This is a genomic window from Kribbella sp. NPDC051137, from assembly GCF_040682535.1.
Lineage (GTDB): Bacteria > Actinomycetota > Actinomycetes > Propionibacteriales > Kribbellaceae > Kribbella > Kribbella karoonensis.
Genome location: NZ_JBFBBI010000003.1, coordinates 433,676 through 454,247 on the forward strand (window position 1 = coordinate 433,676; position 20,572 = coordinate 454,247).

The 20,572-nt window shown below is 69.6% G+C and carries 24 protein-coding genes; 12 read left to right on the forward strand and 12 right to left on the reverse strand.

Translation table 11 applies throughout. From position 1 onward, the window contains the following. Positions 1-35 precede the first annotated feature (35 nt). The 3 genes from AB0M51_RS17115 to AB0M51_RS17125 are packed head-to-tail and all read left to right on the forward strand — an operon-like array spanning position 36 to position 1,525. The gene (locus AB0M51_RS17115; protein WP_344193913.1) at positions 36-461 is read left to right on the forward strand and encodes a hypothetical protein; all 426 of its coding nucleotides are present in this window, start codon (positions 36-38) and stop codon (positions 459-461) included. Between the two features lie 13 nt (positions 462-474). Continuing rightward, positions 475-897 (forward strand): DCC1-like thiol-disulfide oxidoreductase family protein, encoded by a 423-nt coding sequence (locus AB0M51_RS17120; RefSeq protein WP_363749578.1) that lies wholly within the window; start codon positions 475-477, stop codon positions 895-897. Further along, a complete protein-coding gene (locus AB0M51_RS17125) occupies positions 857-1,525 on the forward strand; it encodes a TetR family transcriptional regulator (RefSeq protein WP_344193918.1) in 669 nt (222 codons plus the stop codon). The genes AB0M51_RS17120 and AB0M51_RS17125 overlap by 41 nt, the downstream gene beginning before the upstream one ends. 2 nt (positions 1,526-1,527) lie before the next feature. Here the strand turns inward: AB0M51_RS17125 and AB0M51_RS17130 are convergent, their stop codons facing one another. Further along, positions 1,528-2,034, reverse strand: a complete 507-nt coding sequence (locus AB0M51_RS17130) for a DinB family protein (RefSeq protein ID WP_363749579.1) — start codon at positions 2,032-2,034, stop codon at positions 1,528-1,530. A 192-nt stretch (positions 2,035-2,226) separates the two neighbouring features. Here AB0M51_RS17130 and AB0M51_RS17135 point away from each other — a divergent pair, with 192 nt between their 5' ends. The 4 genes from AB0M51_RS17135 to AB0M51_RS17150 are packed head-to-tail and all read left to right on the forward strand — an operon-like array spanning position 2,227 to position 6,586. Continuing rightward, positions 2,227-3,867, forward strand: coding sequence for a DEAD/DEAH box helicase (locus AB0M51_RS17135; protein WP_363749580.1), 1,641 nt, complete (start codon positions 2,227-2,229; stop codon positions 3,865-3,867). Positions 3,868-3,893: 26 nt separating this feature from the next. Continuing rightward, entirely contained in the window at positions 3,894-4,811 is a 918-nt protein-coding gene (locus AB0M51_RS17140; protein ID WP_344193924.1) for a hypothetical protein, read from the forward strand. A gap of 15 nt (positions 4,812-4,826) precedes the next feature. After that, positions 4,827-5,192 (forward strand): DUF1304 domain-containing protein, encoded by a 366-nt coding sequence (locus AB0M51_RS17145; protein WP_363749581.1) that lies wholly within the window; start codon positions 4,827-4,829, stop codon positions 5,190-5,192. A gap of 38 nt (positions 5,193-5,230) precedes the next feature. After that, a complete protein-coding gene (locus AB0M51_RS17150; RefSeq protein ID WP_344193928.1) occupies positions 5,231-6,586 on the forward strand; it encodes an MFS transporter in 1,356 nt (451 codons plus the stop codon). Here the strand turns inward: AB0M51_RS17150 and AB0M51_RS17155 are convergent. Further along, on the reverse strand, positions 6,583-7,224 hold the full coding sequence (locus tag AB0M51_RS17155) for a LysE family translocator (RefSeq protein WP_344193930.1): 642 nt from the start codon (positions 7,222-7,224) through the stop codon (positions 6,583-6,585). The genes AB0M51_RS17150 and AB0M51_RS17155 overlap by 4 nt on opposite strands. A 137-nt stretch (positions 7,225-7,361) precedes the next feature. Here AB0M51_RS17155 and AB0M51_RS17160 point away from each other — a divergent pair, with 137 nt between their 5' ends. Both AB0M51_RS17160 and AB0M51_RS17165 read left to right on the forward strand, forming a co-directional pair. Next, positions 7,362-8,561, forward strand: a complete 1,200-nt coding sequence (locus tag AB0M51_RS17160; RefSeq protein WP_344193932.1) for an alpha/beta hydrolase — start codon at positions 7,362-7,364, stop codon at positions 8,559-8,561. Beyond that, positions 8,558-8,935 carry a hypothetical protein gene (locus AB0M51_RS17165; protein WP_344193934.1) on the forward strand — a complete coding sequence of 126 codons (378 nt, stop codon included), beginning with the start codon at positions 8,558-8,560 and terminating at the stop codon, positions 8,933-8,935. The genes AB0M51_RS17160 and AB0M51_RS17165 overlap by 4 nt, the downstream gene beginning before the upstream one ends. Before the next feature lie 15 nt (positions 8,936-8,950). Here the strand turns inward: AB0M51_RS17165 and AB0M51_RS17170 are convergent, their stop codons facing one another. The 4 genes from AB0M51_RS17170 to AB0M51_RS17185 are packed head-to-tail and all read right to left on the reverse strand — an operon-like array spanning position 8,951 to position 11,546. Continuing rightward, entirely contained in the window at positions 8,951-9,328 is a 378-nt protein-coding gene (locus tag AB0M51_RS17170; protein ID WP_344193936.1) for a VOC family protein, read from the reverse strand. 9 nt (positions 9,329-9,337) lie between these two features. Next, positions 9,338-9,937, reverse strand: coding sequence for a class I SAM-dependent methyltransferase (locus AB0M51_RS17175; RefSeq protein ID WP_344193938.1), 600 nt, complete (start codon positions 9,935-9,937; stop codon positions 9,338-9,340). 36 nt (positions 9,938-9,973) lie between these two features. Further along, positions 9,974-10,825, reverse strand: a complete 852-nt coding sequence (locus tag AB0M51_RS17180) for a fumarylacetoacetate hydrolase family protein (RefSeq protein ID WP_344193940.1) — start codon at positions 10,823-10,825, stop codon at positions 9,974-9,976. 25 nt (positions 10,826-10,850) lie between these two features. After that, positions 10,851-11,546, reverse strand: coding sequence for a GntR family transcriptional regulator (locus AB0M51_RS17185; protein WP_344193943.1), 696 nt, complete (start codon positions 11,544-11,546; stop codon positions 10,851-10,853). A 99-nt stretch (positions 11,547-11,645) separates the two neighbouring features. On the opposite strand from AB0M51_RS17185, the gene AB0M51_RS17190 reads away from it, so the two are divergent. The 3 genes from AB0M51_RS17190 to AB0M51_RS17200 are packed head-to-tail and all read left to right on the forward strand — an operon-like array spanning position 11,646 to position 14,617. Then, positions 11,646-12,737 carry a mandelate racemase/muconate lactonizing enzyme family protein gene (locus tag AB0M51_RS17190; protein ID WP_344193945.1) on the forward strand — a complete coding sequence of 364 codons (1,092 nt, stop codon included), beginning with the start codon at positions 11,646-11,648 and terminating at the stop codon, positions 12,735-12,737. Positions 12,738-12,750: 13 nt separating this feature from the next. Next, positions 12,751-13,593, forward strand: a complete 843-nt coding sequence (locus tag AB0M51_RS17195) for an amidohydrolase family protein (protein WP_344193947.1) — start codon at positions 12,751-12,753, stop codon at positions 13,591-13,593. A gap of 4 nt (positions 13,594-13,597) precedes the next feature. Continuing rightward, positions 13,598-14,617 (forward strand): aminoglycoside phosphotransferase family protein, encoded by a 1,020-nt coding sequence (locus AB0M51_RS17200; protein WP_344193949.1) that lies wholly within the window; start codon positions 13,598-13,600, stop codon positions 14,615-14,617. Here AB0M51_RS17200 and AB0M51_RS17205 read toward each other — a convergent pair. From AB0M51_RS17205 to AB0M51_RS17230, 6 genes are all read right to left on the reverse strand, one after another. After that, positions 14,571-15,761, reverse strand: a complete 1,191-nt coding sequence (locus AB0M51_RS17205) for a Fic family protein (RefSeq protein ID WP_344193952.1) — start codon at positions 15,759-15,761, stop codon at positions 14,571-14,573. The two genes, AB0M51_RS17200 and AB0M51_RS17205, sit on opposite strands and share 47 nt — an antisense overlap. 43 nt (positions 15,762-15,804) lie before the next feature. Continuing rightward, entirely contained in the window at positions 15,805-16,848 is a 1,044-nt protein-coding gene (locus AB0M51_RS17210) for a DNA polymerase IV (RefSeq protein WP_344193954.1), read from the reverse strand. Between the two features lie 18 nt (positions 16,849-16,866). Next, the gene (locus AB0M51_RS17215; protein ID WP_344193956.1) at positions 16,867-17,661 is read right to left on the reverse strand and encodes an ABC-2 family transporter protein; all 795 of its coding nucleotides are present in this window, start codon (positions 17,659-17,661) and stop codon (positions 16,867-16,869) included. Next, the gene (locus AB0M51_RS17220; protein WP_344193958.1) at positions 17,658-18,470 is read right to left on the reverse strand and encodes an ABC-2 family transporter protein; all 813 of its coding nucleotides are present in this window, start codon (positions 18,468-18,470) and stop codon (positions 17,658-17,660) included. The genes AB0M51_RS17215 and AB0M51_RS17220 overlap by 4 nt, the downstream gene beginning before the upstream one ends. Then, positions 18,467-19,456 (reverse strand): ATP-binding cassette domain-containing protein, encoded by a 990-nt coding sequence (locus AB0M51_RS17225; RefSeq protein WP_344193960.1) that lies wholly within the window; start codon positions 19,454-19,456, stop codon positions 18,467-18,469. The genes AB0M51_RS17220 and AB0M51_RS17225 overlap by 4 nt, the downstream gene beginning before the upstream one ends. A gap of 267 nt (positions 19,457-19,723) precedes the next feature. Next, positions 19,724-20,566 carry an NAD(P)H-binding protein gene (locus AB0M51_RS17230; protein WP_363749582.1) on the reverse strand — a complete coding sequence of 281 codons (843 nt, stop codon included), beginning with the start codon at positions 20,564-20,566 and terminating at the stop codon, positions 19,724-19,726. Positions 20,567-20,572: the final 6 nt, after the last annotated feature.

Consider the following 20,572-nt stretch of genomic DNA (forward strand, 5'->3'; position numbering starts at 1 on the left):
TTGAACGTGTTCAAGACGTGGGGTGGATGATGGACATGACAGTCACGACGTACCTGCTCTACCTGCTGATCGCGGTGCCGCTGACGGTCTGGGTGGCCCGGACGCTGAGCCGGTACGGGCGGATCTTCCTGGTCGACGTGTTCCACGGCAACGAGGACATCGCGGACGCGGTGAACAAGCTGCTCGTGGTCGGGTTCTACCTGCTCAACCTCGGCTTCGTGACGCTGTTCCTGCGCAGCGGGAACCCGGTCGTGAACGCCAGCGGGATCTTCGAGCAGCTGAGCGTGAAGCTCGGGATCGTGATGCTGGTGCTGGGAGTGGTGCACCTGACGAACGTGTGGATCTTCAACAAGATCCGCAACCGCAGCAAGCTCGACACGATGACCCGCCCGCCGGTGCCGCCGAACGAGACCGTCACTCCGGTGACGATGACCGAGCAGGCCGCGCGGTACGGGTATTGAAGGCCGCCGGGCCGTGCGTGAACTGACAGTGCTGTACGACGCCGGGTGTCCGCTCTGCCGCCGGTTCGCGCAGTGGCTGGCCGGACAGCGGCCGGCGCCGGACGGGTACGGCGGGGTGGTGCGGTTGCGGTTCGTCGCGGCGGGGTCGGCGAACGCGCGGGCGCTCTACCCCGCGCTCGACCATGCGGCGACGTTGCGGGACATCACCGTGGTCGCGGACGACGGGTCCGTGTACGTCGGCGACCGGGCGTGGATCGTCTGCCTGTGGGTCACGGGGGAGCACAGGCACACCGCGGTACGGCTGGCGAGTCCGGCGATGCGGCCGGTGGCGCGGGCGATGGTGCAGGCAGCGGCTGGGCTGCGGAGGTTCACGGGAGGTGATTACGCTGACCGGTGTGACGGACGGTGCGACCGCGAAGGGCGAGCAGACGCGTGAGCTGATCCTGACGACGGCGCTGCGGTTGTTCCGCGAGCAGGGGTACGGCAGGACGACGATGCGGGCGATCGCCAACGAGGCGGGCGTCTCGGTCGGGAACGCGTACTACTACTACGGTTCCAAGGACCATCTGATGCAGGCGTACTACGACCTGCTCCAGGACCAGCACCGCGCCGCGGTCGAGCCGGTGCTCGCGGCCGGGCAGGCGTTCGTACCGCGGATGACCGGCGTACTGCTGGCGTGGCTCGAGGTGGCGGCGCCGTACCACGAGTTCGCCGGCACGTTCTTCAAGACGGCGGCCGATCCGCAGAGCCCGCTGTCGCCGTTCAGCGACGAGTCACGCCCGGCCCGGGACGCGAGCGTGGAGATCTTCCGCCAGGTCGTCGACGGCTCGGACCTGAAGCTCCCGGCCGACCTGAGGTCGGAGTTGCCCGAGCTGCTGTGGCTCTTCCAGATGGGGATCGTGCTGTTCTGGGTGCACGACCGGTCCGACGACGTACGACGTACGCGCGCGCTGATCACGCGCTCCGTCCCGTTGCTGGATCGGCTGCTGCGGCTCACCCGCATCCCCGGCGTCCGCGGCGTCACGAACGACGTCGTTGCCCTGATCCACTCGATCAAGCCGTAGGGCTACTCCCCGGTGGCGCCGTCCAGGCGTTCGCGGAGGAGGTCGGCGTGGCCGTTGTGGCGGGAGTACTCCTCGATCATGTGGATGTAGAGGTAGCGGAGCGAGTACGACCCGTCGTGGCCGGGACGGACGAAGGTGTCGTCGAGGGAGTAGTTCGCGGCGAGTTCGTCGGAGCGGCGGACGATGGCCCGGTGCTCGGCGAGGTCCTGCTCGGCCTGCTCGGGCGTGACCAGGTCGAAGTCACCGTAAGGGTGCTCGTCGGTCCAGTACTTCGGCGGCGAGTCCTGACCGGCGAGTGCGCGGTGGAACCAGTACTTCTCGACCTCGCTCAGATGCCGGACCAGACCGATCAGCGACAGGCTCGACGGCTCGGCGGTACGACGTACCAGCTGGTCGCCGGTCAGGCCGGAGACCTTCCACCAGAGAGTGCCTCGGTGGTAGTCGAGGAAACCCTGCAGAAGGGTACGTTCGTCGGCGGCGGTGGGCGGATCCACGCGGAAGTCGGTCACGAGCAGAAGGTACCCGTGTGACGTGCGTCCTCCCGGTCGCACCCACCCGTGCCGTAGACTGTCGGTGACGGCCCGCCCAGTTCTGCCTCGGGCCGGTGAGCGCAATCACTTTGCGCCAGCAGTCGACCACCACGCGCCGCGGCCCACCGGCCGCGCCGGGCAGGACGACCCCCGAACTTTTGGAGTACTTCTATGGCGGCCCGCCGCCCCACGTCTACACCCACGCACACCCAATCCGCCTCCCAGAACCGCAAGCCGGCCGGCTCCGCCGGTGAGTCGCGCGGTGAATCCGGGCGACCGCGCCGTCGGCGCCGCTCGGGCACCGGACGCACCCAGCCCGCGGACGTACGTCTTGAGGTTGCTGAAAGCAACGACCTCGAGACGCTCGGCGACGACGTCGTCGAGACCGTTGCCGCTGACAACCGTACGTTCGCGGACCTCGGCGTCCCCGCGTCGCTGGTCACCGCGCTGGCCGCGTCCGGAGTGACCGAGCCGTTCCCGATCCAGGCGGCGACGCTGCCGGATTCGCTGGCCGGCAAGGATGTTCTCGGCCGCGGCCGGACCGGATCCGGCAAGACCTACGCGTTCGTGCTGCCGGTGCTGGCACGGCTCGCCGCGAGCGGTACGAAGCGCCGGCCGAACCAGCCGCGCGCGCTCATCCTCGCGCCGACCCGCGAGCTCGCGACCCAGATCCAGGCGTCGATCACGCCGCTCGCCGACAAGCTCGGGCTGCGCTCGATGACGATCTTCGGCGGCGTCGGCCACGGCCCGCAGATCAACGGCCTGCGGAAGGGTGCCGACATCGTCGTCGCCTGCCCCGGCCGGCTGGAGGACCACGTCCAGGCCGGGCACGCGAAGCTCGGCGCGGTGGAGATCACCGTGCTCGACGAGGCCGACCACATGGCGGACCTCGGCTTCCTGCCCGCCGTACGGCGGATCCTCGACCAGACCCCTGCCACCGCCCAGCGGTTGCTGTTCTCGGCGACGCTGGACGCCGGGGTCGACGTTCTCGTCCGGCGCTTCATGACCGACCCGGTGACGCACAGCGTCGACTCGGCGCGCTCGCCGGTCGCGAAGATGACCCACCACGTGCTGCACGTGCGGCCGGATTCGCGGCTGCCGGTGCTGGTCGATCTGACGGCCGCGCCCGGTCGTTCGCTCGTGTTCACGCGGACGAAGTACGGCGCGAAGGCGCTGACGAAGAAGCTGATCGCCCAGGGGGTGCCGGCCGTCGAGCTGCACGGGAACCTGTCGCAGGGGGCGCGCACGCGGAACCTTGAGGCATTCTCGGACGGTACGGCGCGGACGCTGGTCGCGACGGACATCGCGGCGCGCGGGATCCATGTCGACGGCGTCACGCTGGTCATCCACGCCGACCCGCCGGTCGAGCACAAGGCCTACCTGCACCGCTCCGGCCGCACCGCTCGCGCGGGCGCCGAGGGGACGGTCGTCACGCTGATGACCGACGACCAGGTCCGCGACGTCCGCGACCTGACCCGCAAGGCCGGCATCACGCCCACCACCACGAAACTCGACCCCGGCCACCCTCTGCTGACGGAGCTGGCACCCGGCGACCGCACGTACGTCGCCCCCGCCCCCAAGGAAACCGCCGCCAAGCCGTCGACCGGCAGTTCCACCGGCCGCTCGTCCTCCAGGCGCTCCCGCCGCTCCCCAGCCAACCGCACCGGAGCCACCCAAGCAGGAACAACCACGCCCACCCACCCGAACACCCGCGGCAAGGAAACCACCCGCACGGAGAACAACCGCCCGGGCAGCTCCAACCGCCGCCGCGGCGGTCGACGCCGCGGTTCGACCGGCCGGCAGGCCGCCTGAACCACGGTGGGCTGAGGAAGAGGGTGATGATGCGGGTTCGTACGGTGCTGAACGATCTGGTGCCTGGAGCGCTGGGGATCACCGACTCGCATGATCACCTGTTCTTCCGATCGGCTGTTCTGCCGACGGAGCAGGTGCTCGACGACGGGCAGGCCGCGGCCGCCGAGGTGCGGGCGTTTGCGGATGCGGGTGGGCAGGCCGTCGTGCAGTGGACGCCGCACGGGTTGAACCGGCGGGCTGACCTGCTGCCCGGGATCTCCACCAGCACCGGCGTCGCGATCGTCGCGGCGACCGGTCTGCACCGCGGCGAGCACTACCCGGACGGGTATGTCGACAAGGTCTACGACCAGCTCGCCGACATCTTCGTCCGGGAGTTGACGACCGGCATCGGCGACACCCAGGTCCGCGCCGGTCTGATCAAGGTCGCCGGCGGGTTCCACGTCCTCGACGCGCACGCCGAGCACGTGATGCGCGCCGCCGCCGAAGCCCACCACGCCACGAACGCCCCGATCGCCGTCCACCACGAGCACGGCTCCGCCGCGGACGCCGTACTCGATCTGCTCGTCGACGAACTCGACGTCCACCCCGCCGCCGTGATCCTCGGCCATCTGAACCGCTTCCCCGACCATCGTGCGCACCTCGACCTCGCGCGCCGCGGTGCCTGGCTCGCCTTCGACGGACCGTCCCGCGCCAACAACGCGACCGACCCGCACCTGCTGGACTGCCTCGGCGCGTTGATCGACGCCGGGTACGCCGACCGCCTGCTGCTCGGCGGCGACACCACCACGGCCCGCGCTCGCGGCGCCACCGGCGAAGGCCCGGGGATGCCGTACCTGCTCACCCACCTCCGTCCGCGGATCACGCGGTACTTCGGTGCGGACGTCGCCGACGCCGTGTTCCGGAACAACCCAGCGCGTGCCTTCGCCACGGATTGGCGCGGGTAGCGGTACGTTCCCCGCATGAGCGTGGTCGCGCAGGTCTTCGTTGTCGTCGCGGGGCTGTTCCATCTGGTCGTGTTCGCCATGGAGAGCCTGCTCTTCCGCAAGCCGAGTACGTACGGCCGGTTCCTGGTGAAGGAGAACGAGGTCGAGGTCGCGCGCCCGTGGGCGTTCAACCAGGGGTTCTACAACCTGTTCCTGGCGATCGGCGCGCTCGGCGGGCTGGTCTGGGGCGGCGACAAGGGCCATGCGATCGCGCTCTTCGCGTGTGCCTGCATGGCCGGCGCCGGCGTCGTACTGATCGCCTCCGACCGCCGGATGGCCCGGGCTGCCGCCACCCAGGCAGTTCCGCCGATCATCGCACTGGTACTCGCCGCCGTTCTCTAGTTGACTTAAAGTGCACTTGAGGCCGGACAGTTCTCGGCATGACCACCGTTGCCGAACCGGCCACCGAGACCGGAGGCGTCCTCTCCCCGCAGTACCGTGCGTTGACCATCGGGATGGTCGCGCTGATCACGCTCACCGCGTTCGAGTCGCTGGCGGTGGCGACCGCGATGCCGACCGTGGCGCAGGCGCTCGACGGGCTCAACTTGTACGCGCTCGCGTTCGGCGGACCGCTCGCGTCCGGGGTCGTCGCGATGGTTGTCTCCGGCACCTGGTGTGACCTGAAGGGCCCGACCCGGCCGCTGTGGCACGGTACGGCGTGGTTCCTGGCCGGGCTGATCATCGCGGGCCTGGCGCCGTCGATGGAGGTCCTGGTCGTCGGCAGAGTGATCCAGGGGTTCGGCTCCGGGCTGCTGATGGTCGCGCTGTACGTCGTCGTCGGGCACCTGTACCCGGCCGGTCTGCGCCCGCGGATCTTCGCCGCGTTCGCGACCGGCTGGGTAGTGCCGTCGCTGGTCGGACCAACGATCGCGGGCCTGATCGTCGAACACGCCAGTTGGCGGCTGGTGTTCCTCGCGGTCCCGGCGATCGCGATTCCCGCGGTGCTCGTGATGCGCCCGGGGCTGGCCCGGCGGAGCGGGTACGACGTACGTCCGGGCAAGCTGTGGGACAAGCGGGCGTTGTGGGCGGTCGCGGCGGCGGTCGGTGTCGGGCTGCTGCATTACGGCGGCCAGCAGCGCGGCGTACTGCAGATCGTGCTGCTGGCGATCGGTCTCGCCGGGGTAGTCGTGTTCGGTCCGCGGTTGCTGCCGTCGGGAACGTTCGCGTTCGGGCGGGGGCTGCCGTCGGTGATCGCGCTGCGCGGGCTCGTCGCGGCGTCCGGGTTCGGCGCGGAGGTGTTCCTGCCGCTGATGCTGACCCGGCAGCGCGGCCTGTCCCCGGCGCTTGCGGGCCTCGTACTGACGATCAGCGCGCTCAGTTGGTCGGCGGCGTCCTGGTACCGCGGGCGGCCGAAGCAGCCGTTCTCGCACGCGGTCTTCCTGCAGGCTGGAATGGTCGCGGTCGTGCTGGGGATCGTCACGGCAGCGTTGACGCTCAGCCCACAGGTGCCGATCCTGGTGGGCATCCTCGGCTGGAGCCTGACCGGGTTCGGCATGGGGACGGTTTTCCCGACGCTGTCGGTGCTGGTGCTGGAGTACTCCGAGCGCGACGAGCAGGGCGCCAACAGCTCTGCGGCGCAGCTCAGCGACTCGTTGTCAACAGCAACGATCCTGGCGATCGGCGGCTCGCTGTTCGCGGCCATGGAGCCACACTCCGCCGTCCTGGCGTACCTGGTCGCCTTCGGACTCCCCGCAGTACTAGCCCTGCTCGGCGTACCGGCAGGCCGCCGCACCTAGTCTTTGGTGCCGGAGACCGCGATGCCGGCGCCGAGGCCGATGATCATCAGGCCGCCGGTGCCGCCGACCAGTTCGAGGCGGCGCGGGGAGCGGGCGAACCACTCCCGCGCGGTCCCGGCGACGACCGCCCAGACGCTGTCCGAGCAGAGCGCGATCACGATGAAGATCAGGCCGAGGATCAGGATCTGCGCCCAGGCCGGGCTGCTCGCGCCCTTGTCCACGAACTGCGGCAGCGCCGCGGCGAAGAACACCGCGGTCTTGGCGTTGGTCACCCCCACGAGGAAGCCCTGCCGCACGGTCTTCCGCCCGCTGCTCGGCTTGACGCCGGTCGAGAGCGCCTCGGCCAGCGACTTGCGGGACCGGAACGCGTGCACGCCGAGATAGATCAGGTACGCCGCGCCGCCGAGCTTCACCACGGTCAGCGCGACGGCGCTCGCGGCGACCAACGTCCCGAGCCCGGCGGAGATCAGTACCAGCATGACCGCGGCGCCGAGGGTGTTGCCGACCATCGTCAGCACGGCTTCCCGGCGCCCGACCGCGAGCGCCCGCCCGACGATGAACAACACGCTCGGCCCGGGCACGACGATGATGATGAACGCGGTGATCGCGAACGCGACCAGATGATGAGCGGACGGCATCTCCCCAGCGTAAGTGCGACGTGGTCGCGGCGCACGGGGGTATCCGGCAGGTGGTCCCTGGTCATCCGGGCCTCCGGCTGGAAGACTGCGGTAACCCGGTCCCGCGCCCAGAGGACCGGTCGTCACGGGGAGTCACGATGGCGGTGTCCGAGCAGCTGGCCGAGCGGTTCCGCGCGAATCACGAGCTGCTCGTCGGCGCTCGCGACCGCCTGCAGGCGATGGTCGATGCCGGTACGGCGAGTGCCGACCAGCGGAAGCGGCTGGACACCGTCAAGGAGCTGCTCGTCCCGGTCAAGGAGACAGCTGTCGATGCCGCCGGCAACGTGGTCGAGGTCGAGCGCGAGCGGCAGTTCCTGAAGGTCGACCCGGAAGGCAAGGGCCGCGCGATCGAGGTGCTCGGCGATCTCGAGCACGCGAAGCACCTGGCGGTCGTGGTCCCGGGGATGGGGAACAGCCTGGAGACGTTCCGCGGGCAGGCGGACCGCGGCGAGCTGATCCGGCAGGAGGCCGGGCCGGGCACCGCCGCGGTGGTGTGGTTCGACTACGACTCGCCGCAGGGGCTGCTGGAGGCGGCGAGCAAGGAAGCGGCGATCGACGGCGGACCGCGGCTGGCGGAGTGCCTGGACGAGCTGGACGAGCTGAAGGAGGACGAGGCCGACGTCACGGTCGTCGCCCACTCCTACGGCACCGACGTGGCGGCCCAGGCGGTGATGGAGAGCGGCGCCCGGCCGACACGGCTGGTGATGACGGGGTCGCCGGGGATCGAGAAGTATGTCGACGAGGCCGCGGACTTCGTCCAGCCGCCGACCCGGCTGTTCACCGAGCGGGCGCCCGGGGACTACGTGTCGTACTCCGAGTGGCACGGGCCGGATCCGGCGACGTTCCCGGACGCGATCCGGATGGCGACGGCCGACCCGCGCGGCGAGGATCCGGTGTCGGTGCACTGGCACAACGAGTACTACCGGCAGAACAGCGAAGCGTTGCGCAACGTCGGGCGGGTGGTCCGCGGTGATCTGGGTGCGATCACGACGACGGACACCGACCGCGGCGAGGAGACCCGGCTCGCCTGGGGCGTGCCGCTGAACAAGGCTTCCCACGTGGTCTCATCCCTCTACAACGGAGTCACCCACAACCACCACCCACCGGCCCCGGACGGCGTTACGGGGCACGACGGCGATGATCGGGCGGCGGTGCTGGACGGGGTTGCGGCGGCGTACGGCGGGGTCGCGGCGCCGTCCGGTCCGTCGCGCGCTTCCGCGGCGTCGGCCGTCGCGCAGGTCAAGGCGAGCGTCGCGGCCCGGCCGGGGAACGAACAGTCGAAGGGGCCGAGGCGATGACAGGAGAGCGGGAGTTCCTGCGGAGCGAGCTGGTGGCGGTCGCGGAGGCCGTCGTACCCGGTCAGCGTCCGGTCGTCACGGGTGACCCGGGGCCGGTGAATCCCGGCGTACTGTTCGACGGCCGCGGGCCGGCCACCGTGTGCCGGGTGACCGTGCAGACCGGCAACCCGAAGGCACCGGACCCGGCGGCCGAGACGGAGGCCGCCGCGGCGGCGTTGCGCGCTCGCGGGTGGAACGCAGCCGTCGTACCGCCGGAGAGCGGGCACTACCGGGTCACCGCCGAGCGCGACGGGTACGACGTCGCCGTGCACGCGTGGACGACCGACTGGCGGATCACGTTCACGGGTGAGACGCCGTACACCGAAGACCGCTGAGGCGACTTCGCGCGGTCAGCTGTCGGTGGTGCGCTCGGCTTCGCCGCGGAGGATGCAGAACTCGTTGCCTTCCGGGTCCTGCATGACGACCCAGCCCTTGCCGTCGGCGTCCCGGCGGTCGTGGGCGACCGTGGCGCCGAGCGTGAGCAGCCAGGCGACCTCCTCGTCGCGGGTGGTCTCGGGGACCAGGTCGAGGTGGGCGCGGTTCTTCACGACCTTCTCGTCGTTGTTCTGCTCGAACAGGACCGTGACGCCGTCGGCGGGAACCGAGGCGTACGGGTCGCCCGGGTGGTCGTCGTCGGGGCGCTCGGCCTTCAGGACCTGGAGCCAGAAGCCGGCGAGTTCGTAGGGGTTGTGGGCATCGAACGTCACGGTTCGCACGCGAGAAGTCATGCGCAGAGGCTACTTCTGCAGGAGCAAACGGTCTTCAGGAATTTCGCTCACCTGGTACGGCGTGAGCCCGGCGGCGCCCGCGAGCTCCGTCAGGGCCGGCCCGGTCCAGCGGTGGACGTCGATGTTCATCGGGTGGCCGCCGTACCCGGAGGTCTTGTGCGTGCTGTGCTCGCCGACGTGGAAACCCAGCAGCAGGAACCCGCCCGGCGCGAGCACCCGGTGGAACTCGGCGAAGGCCTGCGGCACGACGTCGCGCGGCAGGTGGATGATCGACCACCAGGCGACGACGGCGGCGACCGAGCTGTCCGGAAGGTCCAGCGCAGTCATCGAGCCGACCCGGAAGTCGAGACCCGGGTGGTCGCGGCGGGCGATCTCGATCATCCCCGGCGAGAGGTCGATCCCGATCACCGACAGGTCGCGCCCGGCCAGCAGGCCGGTCGTCCGGCCCGGTCCGCAGCCGACGTCGAGCACGGGCCGCCCGCTCCCGGCGACGAGCTTGCCGAGCAGGTCGAACGCCTCGACCTCCCAGTCGGCGCCGTCCACGATCATTGCGGCGTACGAGGCCGCGACGTTGTCGTACGAGCTGCTGATGTCGTCCAGGAAGTCCACCCGGCCGACCCTAGAGCCGGCCGGGGACAGTTTTGGTCAGGCCTTGCCGAGCGCCTGCTTCTGCCGGCCGAGGCCTTCGATCTCGAGCTCCATCGTGTCGCCCGGCGACAGGTACGGGAACCGGCCGGACAGCGCGACGCCCTCCGGCGTACCGGTGTTCACGATGTCGCCCGGACTCAGCACCATGTACTGCGAGAGGTCGCGGATCAGCGCCGCCACCGAGAAGATCATGTCTGCGGTGTTCGAGTCCTGCCGCGGCTCGCCGTTCACCCACGACCTGAGCTGCAGGTTCTGCACGTCCGCGACCTCGTCGGCGGGCACCAGCGAGGGCCCGAGCGGGTTGAACGTCTCGCAGCACTTGCCCTTCGACCACTGCCCGCCGGAGACCTCGATCTGGAACGCGCGCTCGGAGACGTCGTTCGAGACCGTGTACGCCGCGACGCAGGCGAGCGCCTCTTCGTCGGTCTCGACGTACCGCGCCTGCTTGCCGATCACGACCGCGAGCTCGACCTCCCAGTCGGTCTTCGCGGAGCCGCGGGGGACCAGGACGTCGTCGTTCGGGCCGACGACGGTGTTCGGGTGCTTGAAGAACACGATCGGCTGCTTCGGCGGCTCGGCGCCGCCCTCGGCCGCGTGCGCCGCGTAGTTCATCCCGATGCAGACCACCGCGCCCGGCCGGGCGATCGGCGCGCCGATCCGCAGCCCGTCGACGTCGGCCGCGGGCAGCTCACCGGCTTCGAGCGCGGCACGCGTCCGGGCGATGCCGTCGGCGGCCAGGAAGGCTCCGTCGATGTCTGCGGTCAGCGGGGTCAGATCGTGAACGGTGCCGTCGGCGGCGCGCACGTACGGGCGCTCCTCGCCGACCGCCCCGAGGCGGAGCAGTTCCACAGGTGTCTCCCTAGGACTGGTCGAACTACGACTGGTCGAACATGGGCCGCAGCCGGGCGCGGGAGGCCTCGATGTGCGACCGCATCGCCGCGGCCGCCTCCTCCGCGTTGCCCTTGCGGACGGCGGTCACCACTGCCTTGTGCTCTCGCAACGCCTTCGTCGCGATGCCGCCACCGTAGTACAGCCGGAACAGGTGCAGGTGGCAGTGTGTCCGCTGGAAGGACAGCCGGGCCGTCTCGTTGCCGGACAGCTCCAGCACCAGGTCGTGGAACCGCTGGTCGTGCGCCGCCATCGCCCGGTAGCTCTCGTACGACGGACGATCCGGTACGTCGGTGTAACTGAGCATCTCGGCCTTGAGCCGGGCGAGGTCGTCGTCACCCGCCCGCTCCGCGGCCCGTGCGGCCCCCCACGGTTCGATGTGCAGCCGGTACTCGAAGAGGTCCTCGAACTCGTCCCGGGTCAGCCGCGACGACACGCGGTACCCGCGCAGCGGCTCCTTGATCACCAGGCCGTCGGACTCCAGGCGGGCCAGCGACTCGCGGATCGGAGTCTGGGAAATGCCCAGCTCACGGGTCAGCGCGTCGATGTTGAGCCGGGTGCCCGGCTCGACGACGCTGTCCATGATCAGGCCCTTGACCGTCTCGTACACATCGTCGCTCAGCACCTGGCGCTGCGGCAGCCGGGTGAGCTGCCCGGCCAGACCTGCGTGCGCATCAGTCACCTGTCGCTCCTCCCGGAGTCCTCGGAATCCGTCTTGACGCACCCAGTGTGAGGCGGCAGCATCAGAATGCGCAATATCCTATAGGATCTTGGAGGCAATGTGAGTACGGCGATCGTCCGGGCCGAGGCATTCCTGGTCGACCTCGAGGTCGAAACCGTCCGGACCGACGCCGTCCAGGCGTTCCTCAAACAGGAAACCGTTTTCGTCCGGCTGACGACGGCGGATGGGCTGAGTGGCCTCGGATACTCGTACACGATCGGCACCGGCGGCACCGCCGTACTCGCGCTGCTCCGCGACCACCTGCTGCCGCGGCTGGTCGGCGCGGACGCGCGCAACGTCGAGGCCCTGTGGTCGGATCTCTTCTGGTCCACGCATGCCACGACTGTAGGCGCGATCACCTCGCTCGCGCTCGCTTCGGTCGACACGGCTCTGTGGGATCTGCGCTGCCTGCGCGCGGGCGAGCCGCTGTGGCGGCTGGCCGGCGGGTACCGGCAGCAGGTTCCGCTGTACGACACCGAAGGCGGCTGGTTGCACCTCACAACGGACGAGTTGGTCGCCGGCGCGCTCGCGTCGCGGAAGGCCGGCTGGCCGGGCGTGAAGCTCAAGGTCGGGAAGCCGCGCGTCCACGAGGATCTGGAGCGGCTCCGCGCGGTCCGGGACGCGGTCGGGCCGGCGATGGACATCATGGTCGACGCGAACCAGTCGATGACCTATCCGGAGGCGAGACGCCGGGCGGCGGCGTTCGAGGCCGTTGACCTGACCTGGTTCGAGGAGCCGCTGCCGGCCGACGACGTGACCGGTCACGTCCGGCTCGCCTCAGGGACCTCGATTCCGATCGCGGTCGGCGAGTCGCTGTACTCCGTCTCGCAGTTCCGCGAGTACGCCGCGGCCGGCGGCGCGGGCATCATCCAGGTGGACGTGGCCCGGATCGGCGGTATCACGCCGTGGCTGAAGGTCGCGCACCTCGCCGAGACCTTCAACCTCGAGGTCTGCCCGCACTTCCTGATGGAGTTGCACGTCAGCCTCACGGCCGCCGTACCGAACGGACGGTACGTCGAGCACATCCCGCAGCTGCGGGCGATCACGTCGTCCGAGATGGAGATCGTCGACGGGCACGCGGTCGCCCCCGACGTACCGGGCCTCGGCATCGACTGGAACCAGGACGCCATCGACGACCGCCGGGTCCGATGAAAGGGTACGTCGCATGAGCAGAGTCGACGCGCACCATCACGTCTGGGACCTGAGCGTCCGTGAGCAGACCTGGATGACCGGGCCGGAGATGGACCCGATCCGGAAGAGCTTCTCGATCGCCGACCTGGCCCCGCTCGCCGCGGCCGCCGACGTCACCGCGACGGTCCTGGTCCAGACGGTCGGCCTGCTCGACGAGACGGTCGAGTTCCTGGAGATTGCCGGCGGCAACGATCTGGTGGCCGGCGTGGTCGGCTGGGTCGACCTCACCGCCCCCGATGTGGCCGACACGTTGGCGTCCCTGCTGGCGCGGCCCGACGGCTCGTACCTGAAGGCGATCCGCCACCAGGTCCACGACGAACCGGACGTCGAGTGGCTGCTGCGGCCCGACGTACAACGCGGCCTCGCAGCCGTCGCGGACGCCGGGCTGGCCTACGACCTGCTGACCAAGACCCCGCATCTCCCCGCCGCGATCCAGACCGCCCGCAACCTGCCTCAGCTGTCCTTCGTCGTCGACCACATCTCCAAGCCGGTCATCGGCGATCCGTTGACCCCCTGGTCCACCCAGCTCCAGGCGCTGGCCGCCCTTCCCAACGTGACCTGCAAACTCTCCGGCATGGTCACCGAGGCACCTTGGGACACCTGGAAACCCGCCGACCTCCAGCCGTACGCCGACGTGGTCCTCAACGCCTTCGGCCCCGACCGCGTCATGTTCGGCTCCGACTGGCCCGTCTGCCTCCTCGCCGCGTCGTACGCCGACGTCGTGTCCACCGCCGAAACCCTCACCGCCACACTGTCCGCCTCGGACCAGCACGCCGTCTTCAACACCACGGCCACTCGCGTCTACCAGCTGTCCTGACCCGGTGGAACTGCAAGCGATCGAGCGCGACCCGGATGCGTTCCAGCGCGGTCTGACCACCACACAGATCCAGGCGATCTGCCGCCGTGCGTTCGGCGCCGATGCGGATCCGGTGTCCGCGGTGGAGTTGGGGTACGGCGGTTACAACAGCGTCTACCGGATCGAGTTGCCCGAGCCGGTGATCCTCCGGATCGCGCCTGAGGAACCGAAGCAGTTCCGGTCAGAGCTGCATCTGATGCGGAACGAATACGCGAGTGTCCCGTGGCTGGCTCCGATCGCTCCGCTGATGCCGCGGGTGCTGGCGGTCGACTGGTCGCACGATGTCGTCGACCGCGACTGGATGATCCAGACCTGCCTGCCAGGCCGGCCCGCTCCGGAACATCTCGGCCACTACCCACGCTCCGGCCGTACGACGTTCTTCCGCCAGCTCGGAGCCATCACCCGCACCGTTCACGACGTACGCGGGCCGTCCTTCGGCCGTGTGGACAAGCCGTCGTACGCGCGCTGGAGCGACGCCGTCATCGCCAGCTTCCTCCAGATCGCCGACGACCTGGAGCGGGCCGGCCTCGACGCCACCGACGTACGAACAGCCGCCGACCTGTCCGAGCGCGGCCGCGCGACCCTGGACGAAGTACGCGAACCACGCCTGCTGACCGGCGACCTGTGGACCGTGAACTGCCTCCTCGACGCCACCGCGCCCGAACCGCTGATCACCGGCGTCCTGGACTTCGACCGCACCGAGTTCGGCGACCCGGCCGCAGACTGGACCATCCACATGGCCCAGGCAAAACCGGACGAACGCGAGGCCTTCTGGGACAGTTACGGCCCCCTGGACTCCTCCCCGTCCGCGACCTGGCGTGCGGCCGTCTACGAAGCGCGCCATATCGCCGCGATCCGCCTCGAACGCCACCGCCTGAACAACCGCGCTGCCGTCCAGCAAAGCTTTGACGACCTGTCAAAGATCCTCACCGACCTGCTCAGCTACGGCGACCCGTCCGCGCTGCGAAGTCGTCGAGCGCGGTGATCACTTCGCGGGCGATCCAGACACGGTCGCGCTTTCCGGTCGAGATCTGCTTCAGGATCTCCGCGCCGACGAGCTGATCGACGGCGCGCTGGGCGGCCGGCTGTGACACACCGAGGTGCTGCTGGACGTGCGCAACGGTGACTGCCGGCTGACTCAGCAGATGTGGCAGCAGGCGGCGGGCCGCCGAGCCCTTCCGGGAGGGGAGGATCTGTTGCCACTCGTCGTAGATGCCGATCAGGTCGGTGACCAACCAGCGGCCGTTGCCGACGGCAGCGAACGCCGCACGGCTGAACTGCGTGATGATCGGCGCCGGATCACCCTCACGATAGGAACCGAGCGCCGCGAAGTACGCCGGGGTGTCAGTCAGCAGGCCCGCCGAAAGCGGAACGGTCAGGCGCCGAGTCACCCCCGATCGGCGGAGCATCGCGTGCACCAAGGTGCGACCGGTCCGGCCGTTCCCGTCGTTGAACGGGTGGATCGTCTCGAACTGGGCGTGTGCGATCGAGAGCTGAGTGAGGACGGGGATGTCGGTACGTCGGCAGAACGCGACGAGGTCCTCGAGCAGCGCCGGGACGCGCTCCTGCCGAGGTGGGACGAACGTCGCGGTGTGCGAAGTCGGACCGCCGCCGATCCACACCTGCCCGTCCCGGACCAGTCCCGGGCGGGCATAGGACTGATCGTGCATGAGAGCGCGGTGTGCGGCGAGGATCGAGTCGACGCTGAGCTCGTCGGCGAGTGCGATCGCCTTCTGCATGGCGTCGACGTTCGCGGCGACCAGGCGGGCGTTCTGTCCGGAGGACTCGTTCAGAGTGGCGATCGCCAACGCCTTCGCGCCGGCCGTGACGCCTTCGATCTGCGACGACGACGCCGACTCGGTGCGCAGCAGGACGACGGCCAGTGGCGCGAGTTCGCCGTCGGCCGCCGGGAGTGACGCGGCCAGTTCGGCGTCGAACCGGGAGACCTCGATCAGCGCGTCCTCGGCCGCTGCGGCAACGTCGGACGGGACGTCGAACTGCAAGCCGGCGATGTCAGGCGGAACGGATGCCAGGTACGAGCCCCGCGACTCCGCTCGCTCGCGCCGCGACATCGGCTGCCCGCTCGCGTCCCACTCGCAACGCTCCCAGCCGACGGATAGTTGGTTCACGCTCGCCACTATATAACTTTCTGACAATAAAGTTATATAGTGGTCAGGCCGGTGGGACGAATTCGACGCGGACGCCGAGGAGGCGGATGGGGCGGCGGAGGTCGAACTTTTCCAGGAGGGTGAGGGCTGTGGTGGCGATGACTTCGGGGTCCTGGGTAGGGGCGGGGAGTTTGCGGCTCTTGATCGGGGTGTAGAAGTTCACGAAGCGGAGTTTGACCCAGACGCGTTGGATCGTGCGGCCTTCGGCGACGACCTCCTGGGTGACTTCGACGGCGATCCGGTGGAGTTCGCGGGCGACGGCCTCGTGGTCGGGGAGGTCGGTGGCGAAGGTTTCCTCGTGGCTGCGGGACACCGGTTCGCGGGGGACGTCGGTGAGCTGGGTGTCGCCGAGGCCGCGGCCGAGGGCGGCGTACCAGGTGCCCATCTTCGGGCCGAAGCGCTTCTTCAGCGTGTCGACGTCGGCGGCGGCCAGGTCGGCGACCGTGGTGAGGCCGAGTTCGTTGAGGTTGCGTTCCATCCGGGCGCCGATGCCCCAGAGTTCGCGGACCGGGCGGTGGTCCATCACTTCCCGCCAGTTGGCGGCGGTGAGGCGGTAGATGCCGGTGCGTTCCCCGGCGGACTTCGCGAAGTTCGTGGCGAGCTTGGCGCGGGTCTTGTTGTCGCCGATGCCGACGCAGCAGGTCAGCCCGGTCCGCTCCAGCACCGCGGCCCGCAAGGAAGCGGCCAACGTTTCCGGGTCGTCGGTCTCCGCGCCGACGAAGCACTCGTCCCAGCCCCAGACCTCAACTACCACCGGGAACGTCCGCAGCGTGTCCATCACCTCGGCCGACGCCGCGTCGTACGCCTTCGGGTCCGACGGCAGGAAGACGGCGTCCGGGCACTTCTTGTAGGCCGCCCGGATCGGCATCCCGGAATGTACGCCGAACGCGCGGGCCTCGTACGACGCGGTGGCGACCACCTGTCGCGGCAGGGTCGGATCGCCCGAACCACCCACCACGACAGGCAGCCCGCGAAGCTCAGGCCGGCGCCGGATCTCGACGGCAGCGATGAACTGATCCATGTCCACGTGCAGGACCCACCAGCTCATACCTCACAGGTAACCACATCAGCTGGACGCACTGGAGTACGTCAGCACCCCGCGCCGCCACACCAGCCGTACCAGCAGCAACGCCAGCACGGACAGCCCGACGCCCAGCGCCACCGGTGACCACCCGAGGTCGCCGGCCAGCGCCCGTACCGGGAACGTCGTCGCGAACGCCACCGGGAACGCGAACGTCAGGAACGTCCGTACCGCCACCGGGAAGAACACCAACGGGTACCGCCCGGCCTCCACCATGCTCAGGAACACGATCCCAATGGAGTTCACCGACTGCAGCCAGAACGCCAGGAACGCGAGCGCCGACCACACGCAGGTCAGCAGCACCAGTCCGCAGCACATCAGCACGAAGGCCTGGACGACCTGCCCCGGCCCGAAGCTGATCCCGGCCTGCACCAGCCCGATCACGAGTACGACGATGCCGCTGGCAACGTTCGTCAGCTCCGCGACGTTGATCCACCGCAACGTCAGGTAGAACTGGCTCGACACCGGCCGCAGCAGTACGCCGTCCAGCTCGCCCTCGGTGAGGTACGTCGTCATCCGGTTCAGGTTCGGCGCGACGAACGTGGCGATCAGCCCGGTGACGATCTGGAACACGCCGACCAGCGCGATCACCTCCGCGCGCGACCACCCGTGCACCTCGGACGTGAACCCGAACAGCAGCAGCGTCGGCACGATGCCCAGCCCGAGCTGCACCAGCCCGACCAGCAACGTGGTCAGGAAGTGCGCCCGGTAGTGCGTCTCGCGGACGACAGCCTGCAGGAAGAACCGCCGCCACAGCTTCACGTGCAGCCAGATCCTCATGCGCCCACCGCCGAGTAAGCGCGGATCCCCGCCGCCCACACGAGGCGGGCCAGCACTCCGAGGACGACGACGTACCCGAGCTGGAAACCGAACCCGGTCAGCAGCTCCCGCCCGGTCAGCTGACCCGCGACGATCTCCACCGGGAACGACACCGTGTACCGGAACGGCTGGTGGTCGACGAACCCGCGCGACCACGACGGCATCAGCGCCAGCGGTACGACGGCACCGGACAGCACGCTCGACACGATCACGCGGGCCTGCACCAGCGCGCTCACGTCGTCCATCCAGAACGCCAGCGACGCGATCAGGATGTCGATCGTGAACGTCAGCGCCGCGCCGAAAACGATGCTGACCGCGAACAGGACCCACCGTCCCGGACCGGCCGCGATATTCATCGAGTCCCGGAAGATCCACCACACGATCCCGATCATCGGCACCAGCGCGATCAGCTTCAGGAACTTCTCCGACAGGTTGTTCGCGACGAACCCGACCAGCAGCGACGCCGGCCGGATCATCCAGCTGGACAGCTTCCCGAGCCGGATGTCCTGCGCGAGGAACCCGGCCATCCACGACGAGGTCGCCATCGTGACGAACCCGAGCAACACGAAGTACGTCGTCACGTACCGCTCGTCGACCGGCAACCGCGCCCCGCTCGCGAGCGCCGTCCGCCAGATCAGCAGCGAGATGATCGGGACGCAGATGTTCGCGAGCATGAAGATCACCCACGCCGCGCGGTACACGGACTGCTGTGCGATCTCCGCCGCGGTCATCCGCCGAACGACGCGGAGGTTCCGTGCGACCGTGCTCATGAGGCATCGCCGAGCGTGCTGCGGTGCAGGAACAGGTCCCGCATGATCTCCTCGATGTCGGCGTCCGCGACATCCAGGTCGACGAGCGGGCCGAGCTTGATCAGCTGCTCCAGTACCGCACCGGCGCGCTCCCGGTCCGCCTCCAGCTCGACGGTTGTGCCGGAGACCGCGGTCACCCCGTCGAGCTGACCGGCGTCGACCGGGGTCGCGTACGTCGCCCGCACCAGCTTGCGCGGGCGCGCCGTACGGACCAGATCGTCCAGGCCGCCGTCGAACTGCAGCCGGCCGTGGTCGATGATCATCACCCGCGAGCAGAGCGCCTCGATGTCGTCCATGTCGTGGCTGGTGATCAGGATCGTGGTCCCGCGGAGCCGGTTGACATCGGCCAGGAACGAGCGGACGCGGGCCTTCGCGACCACGTCCAGCCCGATCGTCGGCTCGTCCAGGAACAGGATCTCCGGGCCGTGGACGAGCGCCGCCATCAGTTCGAGCTTCATCCGCTCACCGAGCGAGGTCTTCCGGACCTGCACGTTCAGCAGGTGCCCGACCTCGAGCAGTTCCGCGAGCTCGGCCACGTTCCGGTCGAACTCCGCGGTGGACAGCCCGTACATGTCCTTGTGCAGCAGCAGGCTCTCCATCGCCGGCACGTCCCACCACAGCATGGTCTTCTGGCCCATCACCAGCGCGATCCGGCGCAGGTAGTCGGGTTTGCGGTCGGACGGGGTGTGGCCGAGGACCTCCAGGTCGCCGGAGGTCGTGTAGAGCAGACCGGACAGCATCTTCAGCGTGGTCGTCTTGCCGGCGCCGTTCGGGCCGAGCAGGCCGACGACCTCGCCGCTGCCGATCGTGAACGAGATCTTGTCGACGGCGAGCCGGGTCTCGTACTTACGTCGTACCAGGCTCTTCAGCGCACCGCCGAGTCCGGCGCGCTGCTGATGGAACGTGTAGGTCTTGGTCAGGTCTTGCGCCGCGATAACAGGCGTCACGAAATGCACCGCTTTCGAGAGAATGTCAGGACCGGGCAGCGTCAACGCGCAAACGCGCAGAGCGCAGGCCGCTCACTTCGCCGAGCGAGATCGGCCGGGGCGGACACGACGGTCCGTCCCGGCTACGCGGTCCGGTCCGACCGCGAGCGCTGGGTTCGAATCAACCCTTGTCTCGGCGAGGTGTCGACATCGCTCCCTGTGGGTCCTTTCGACGTGCGGCTGCCACCCCCACGGTATTCCGATCCGGAAAGCGTCGTCCAGCAGGTTTCAGCGCCGGAAGGCGTCCCGATGCGCTCCGACCCAGTCCGCGAACGACCGCGCAGGCCTGCCGAGAACCTTCTCGACGGTGTCTGTGGGCGCCGGCGCTACGACCTTCGCGTAGCGGTCCATCAGCGCGTGGGCGAATGCTTCCGGCAGCCCGTTCGCGACCATTCCACGTACGGCGGCCTCCGCCGGGACCTCCTGGAACTGCAACGGCAGACCGAGGACCGCGCCGATGACGTCCACCAGTTGCCGCTGGGTCAACGACTCCGGCCCGGTGACCGCGAGCCGCTGCCCGTCCCACCGGTCGTCGAGCAGTACCTCGGCCAGTACGGCGGACACGTCCGACTCGTCGATCAGCGCCTCGCCGAAGTCGCCGTACGGCGCTCGCACGACATCGCCGCCCCGGACCTGCGCCCCGAACAGACCGACCGCGTTGGCCGCGAACGACGCCGGCCGTACGGCGACCCACGGCAGCCCGCCCGCGACGACCGCGGCCTCGACCTCCCGGTTGCGGTCGCCGTTCCACCGCGACGGCTGCAGCGCCGGGTCGTCGTCGACGTTGATCGCCGACATCACGACCACCCGCCGTACGCCGTGCTCCGCCGCCAGCGCGACCAGCCCGGCTGCCTGCTCACCGACCGCCCGCGGGTGCACGAACAGTACTTCGACGTCCTTCAACGCGGGCGCCACGCTGCCCAGGTCGCCGAGGTCCGCCGCGAACCGCTCGACGCCCGCCGGTACGTCCGCCACGGAACGCCCGACTGTCCGAACCGCCGCGCCGCGCTCGACCAGCGACGAAACCAACGGCCGCCCAACGGTTCCTGTCCCGCCAGTGATCAGAATCATCCTCAG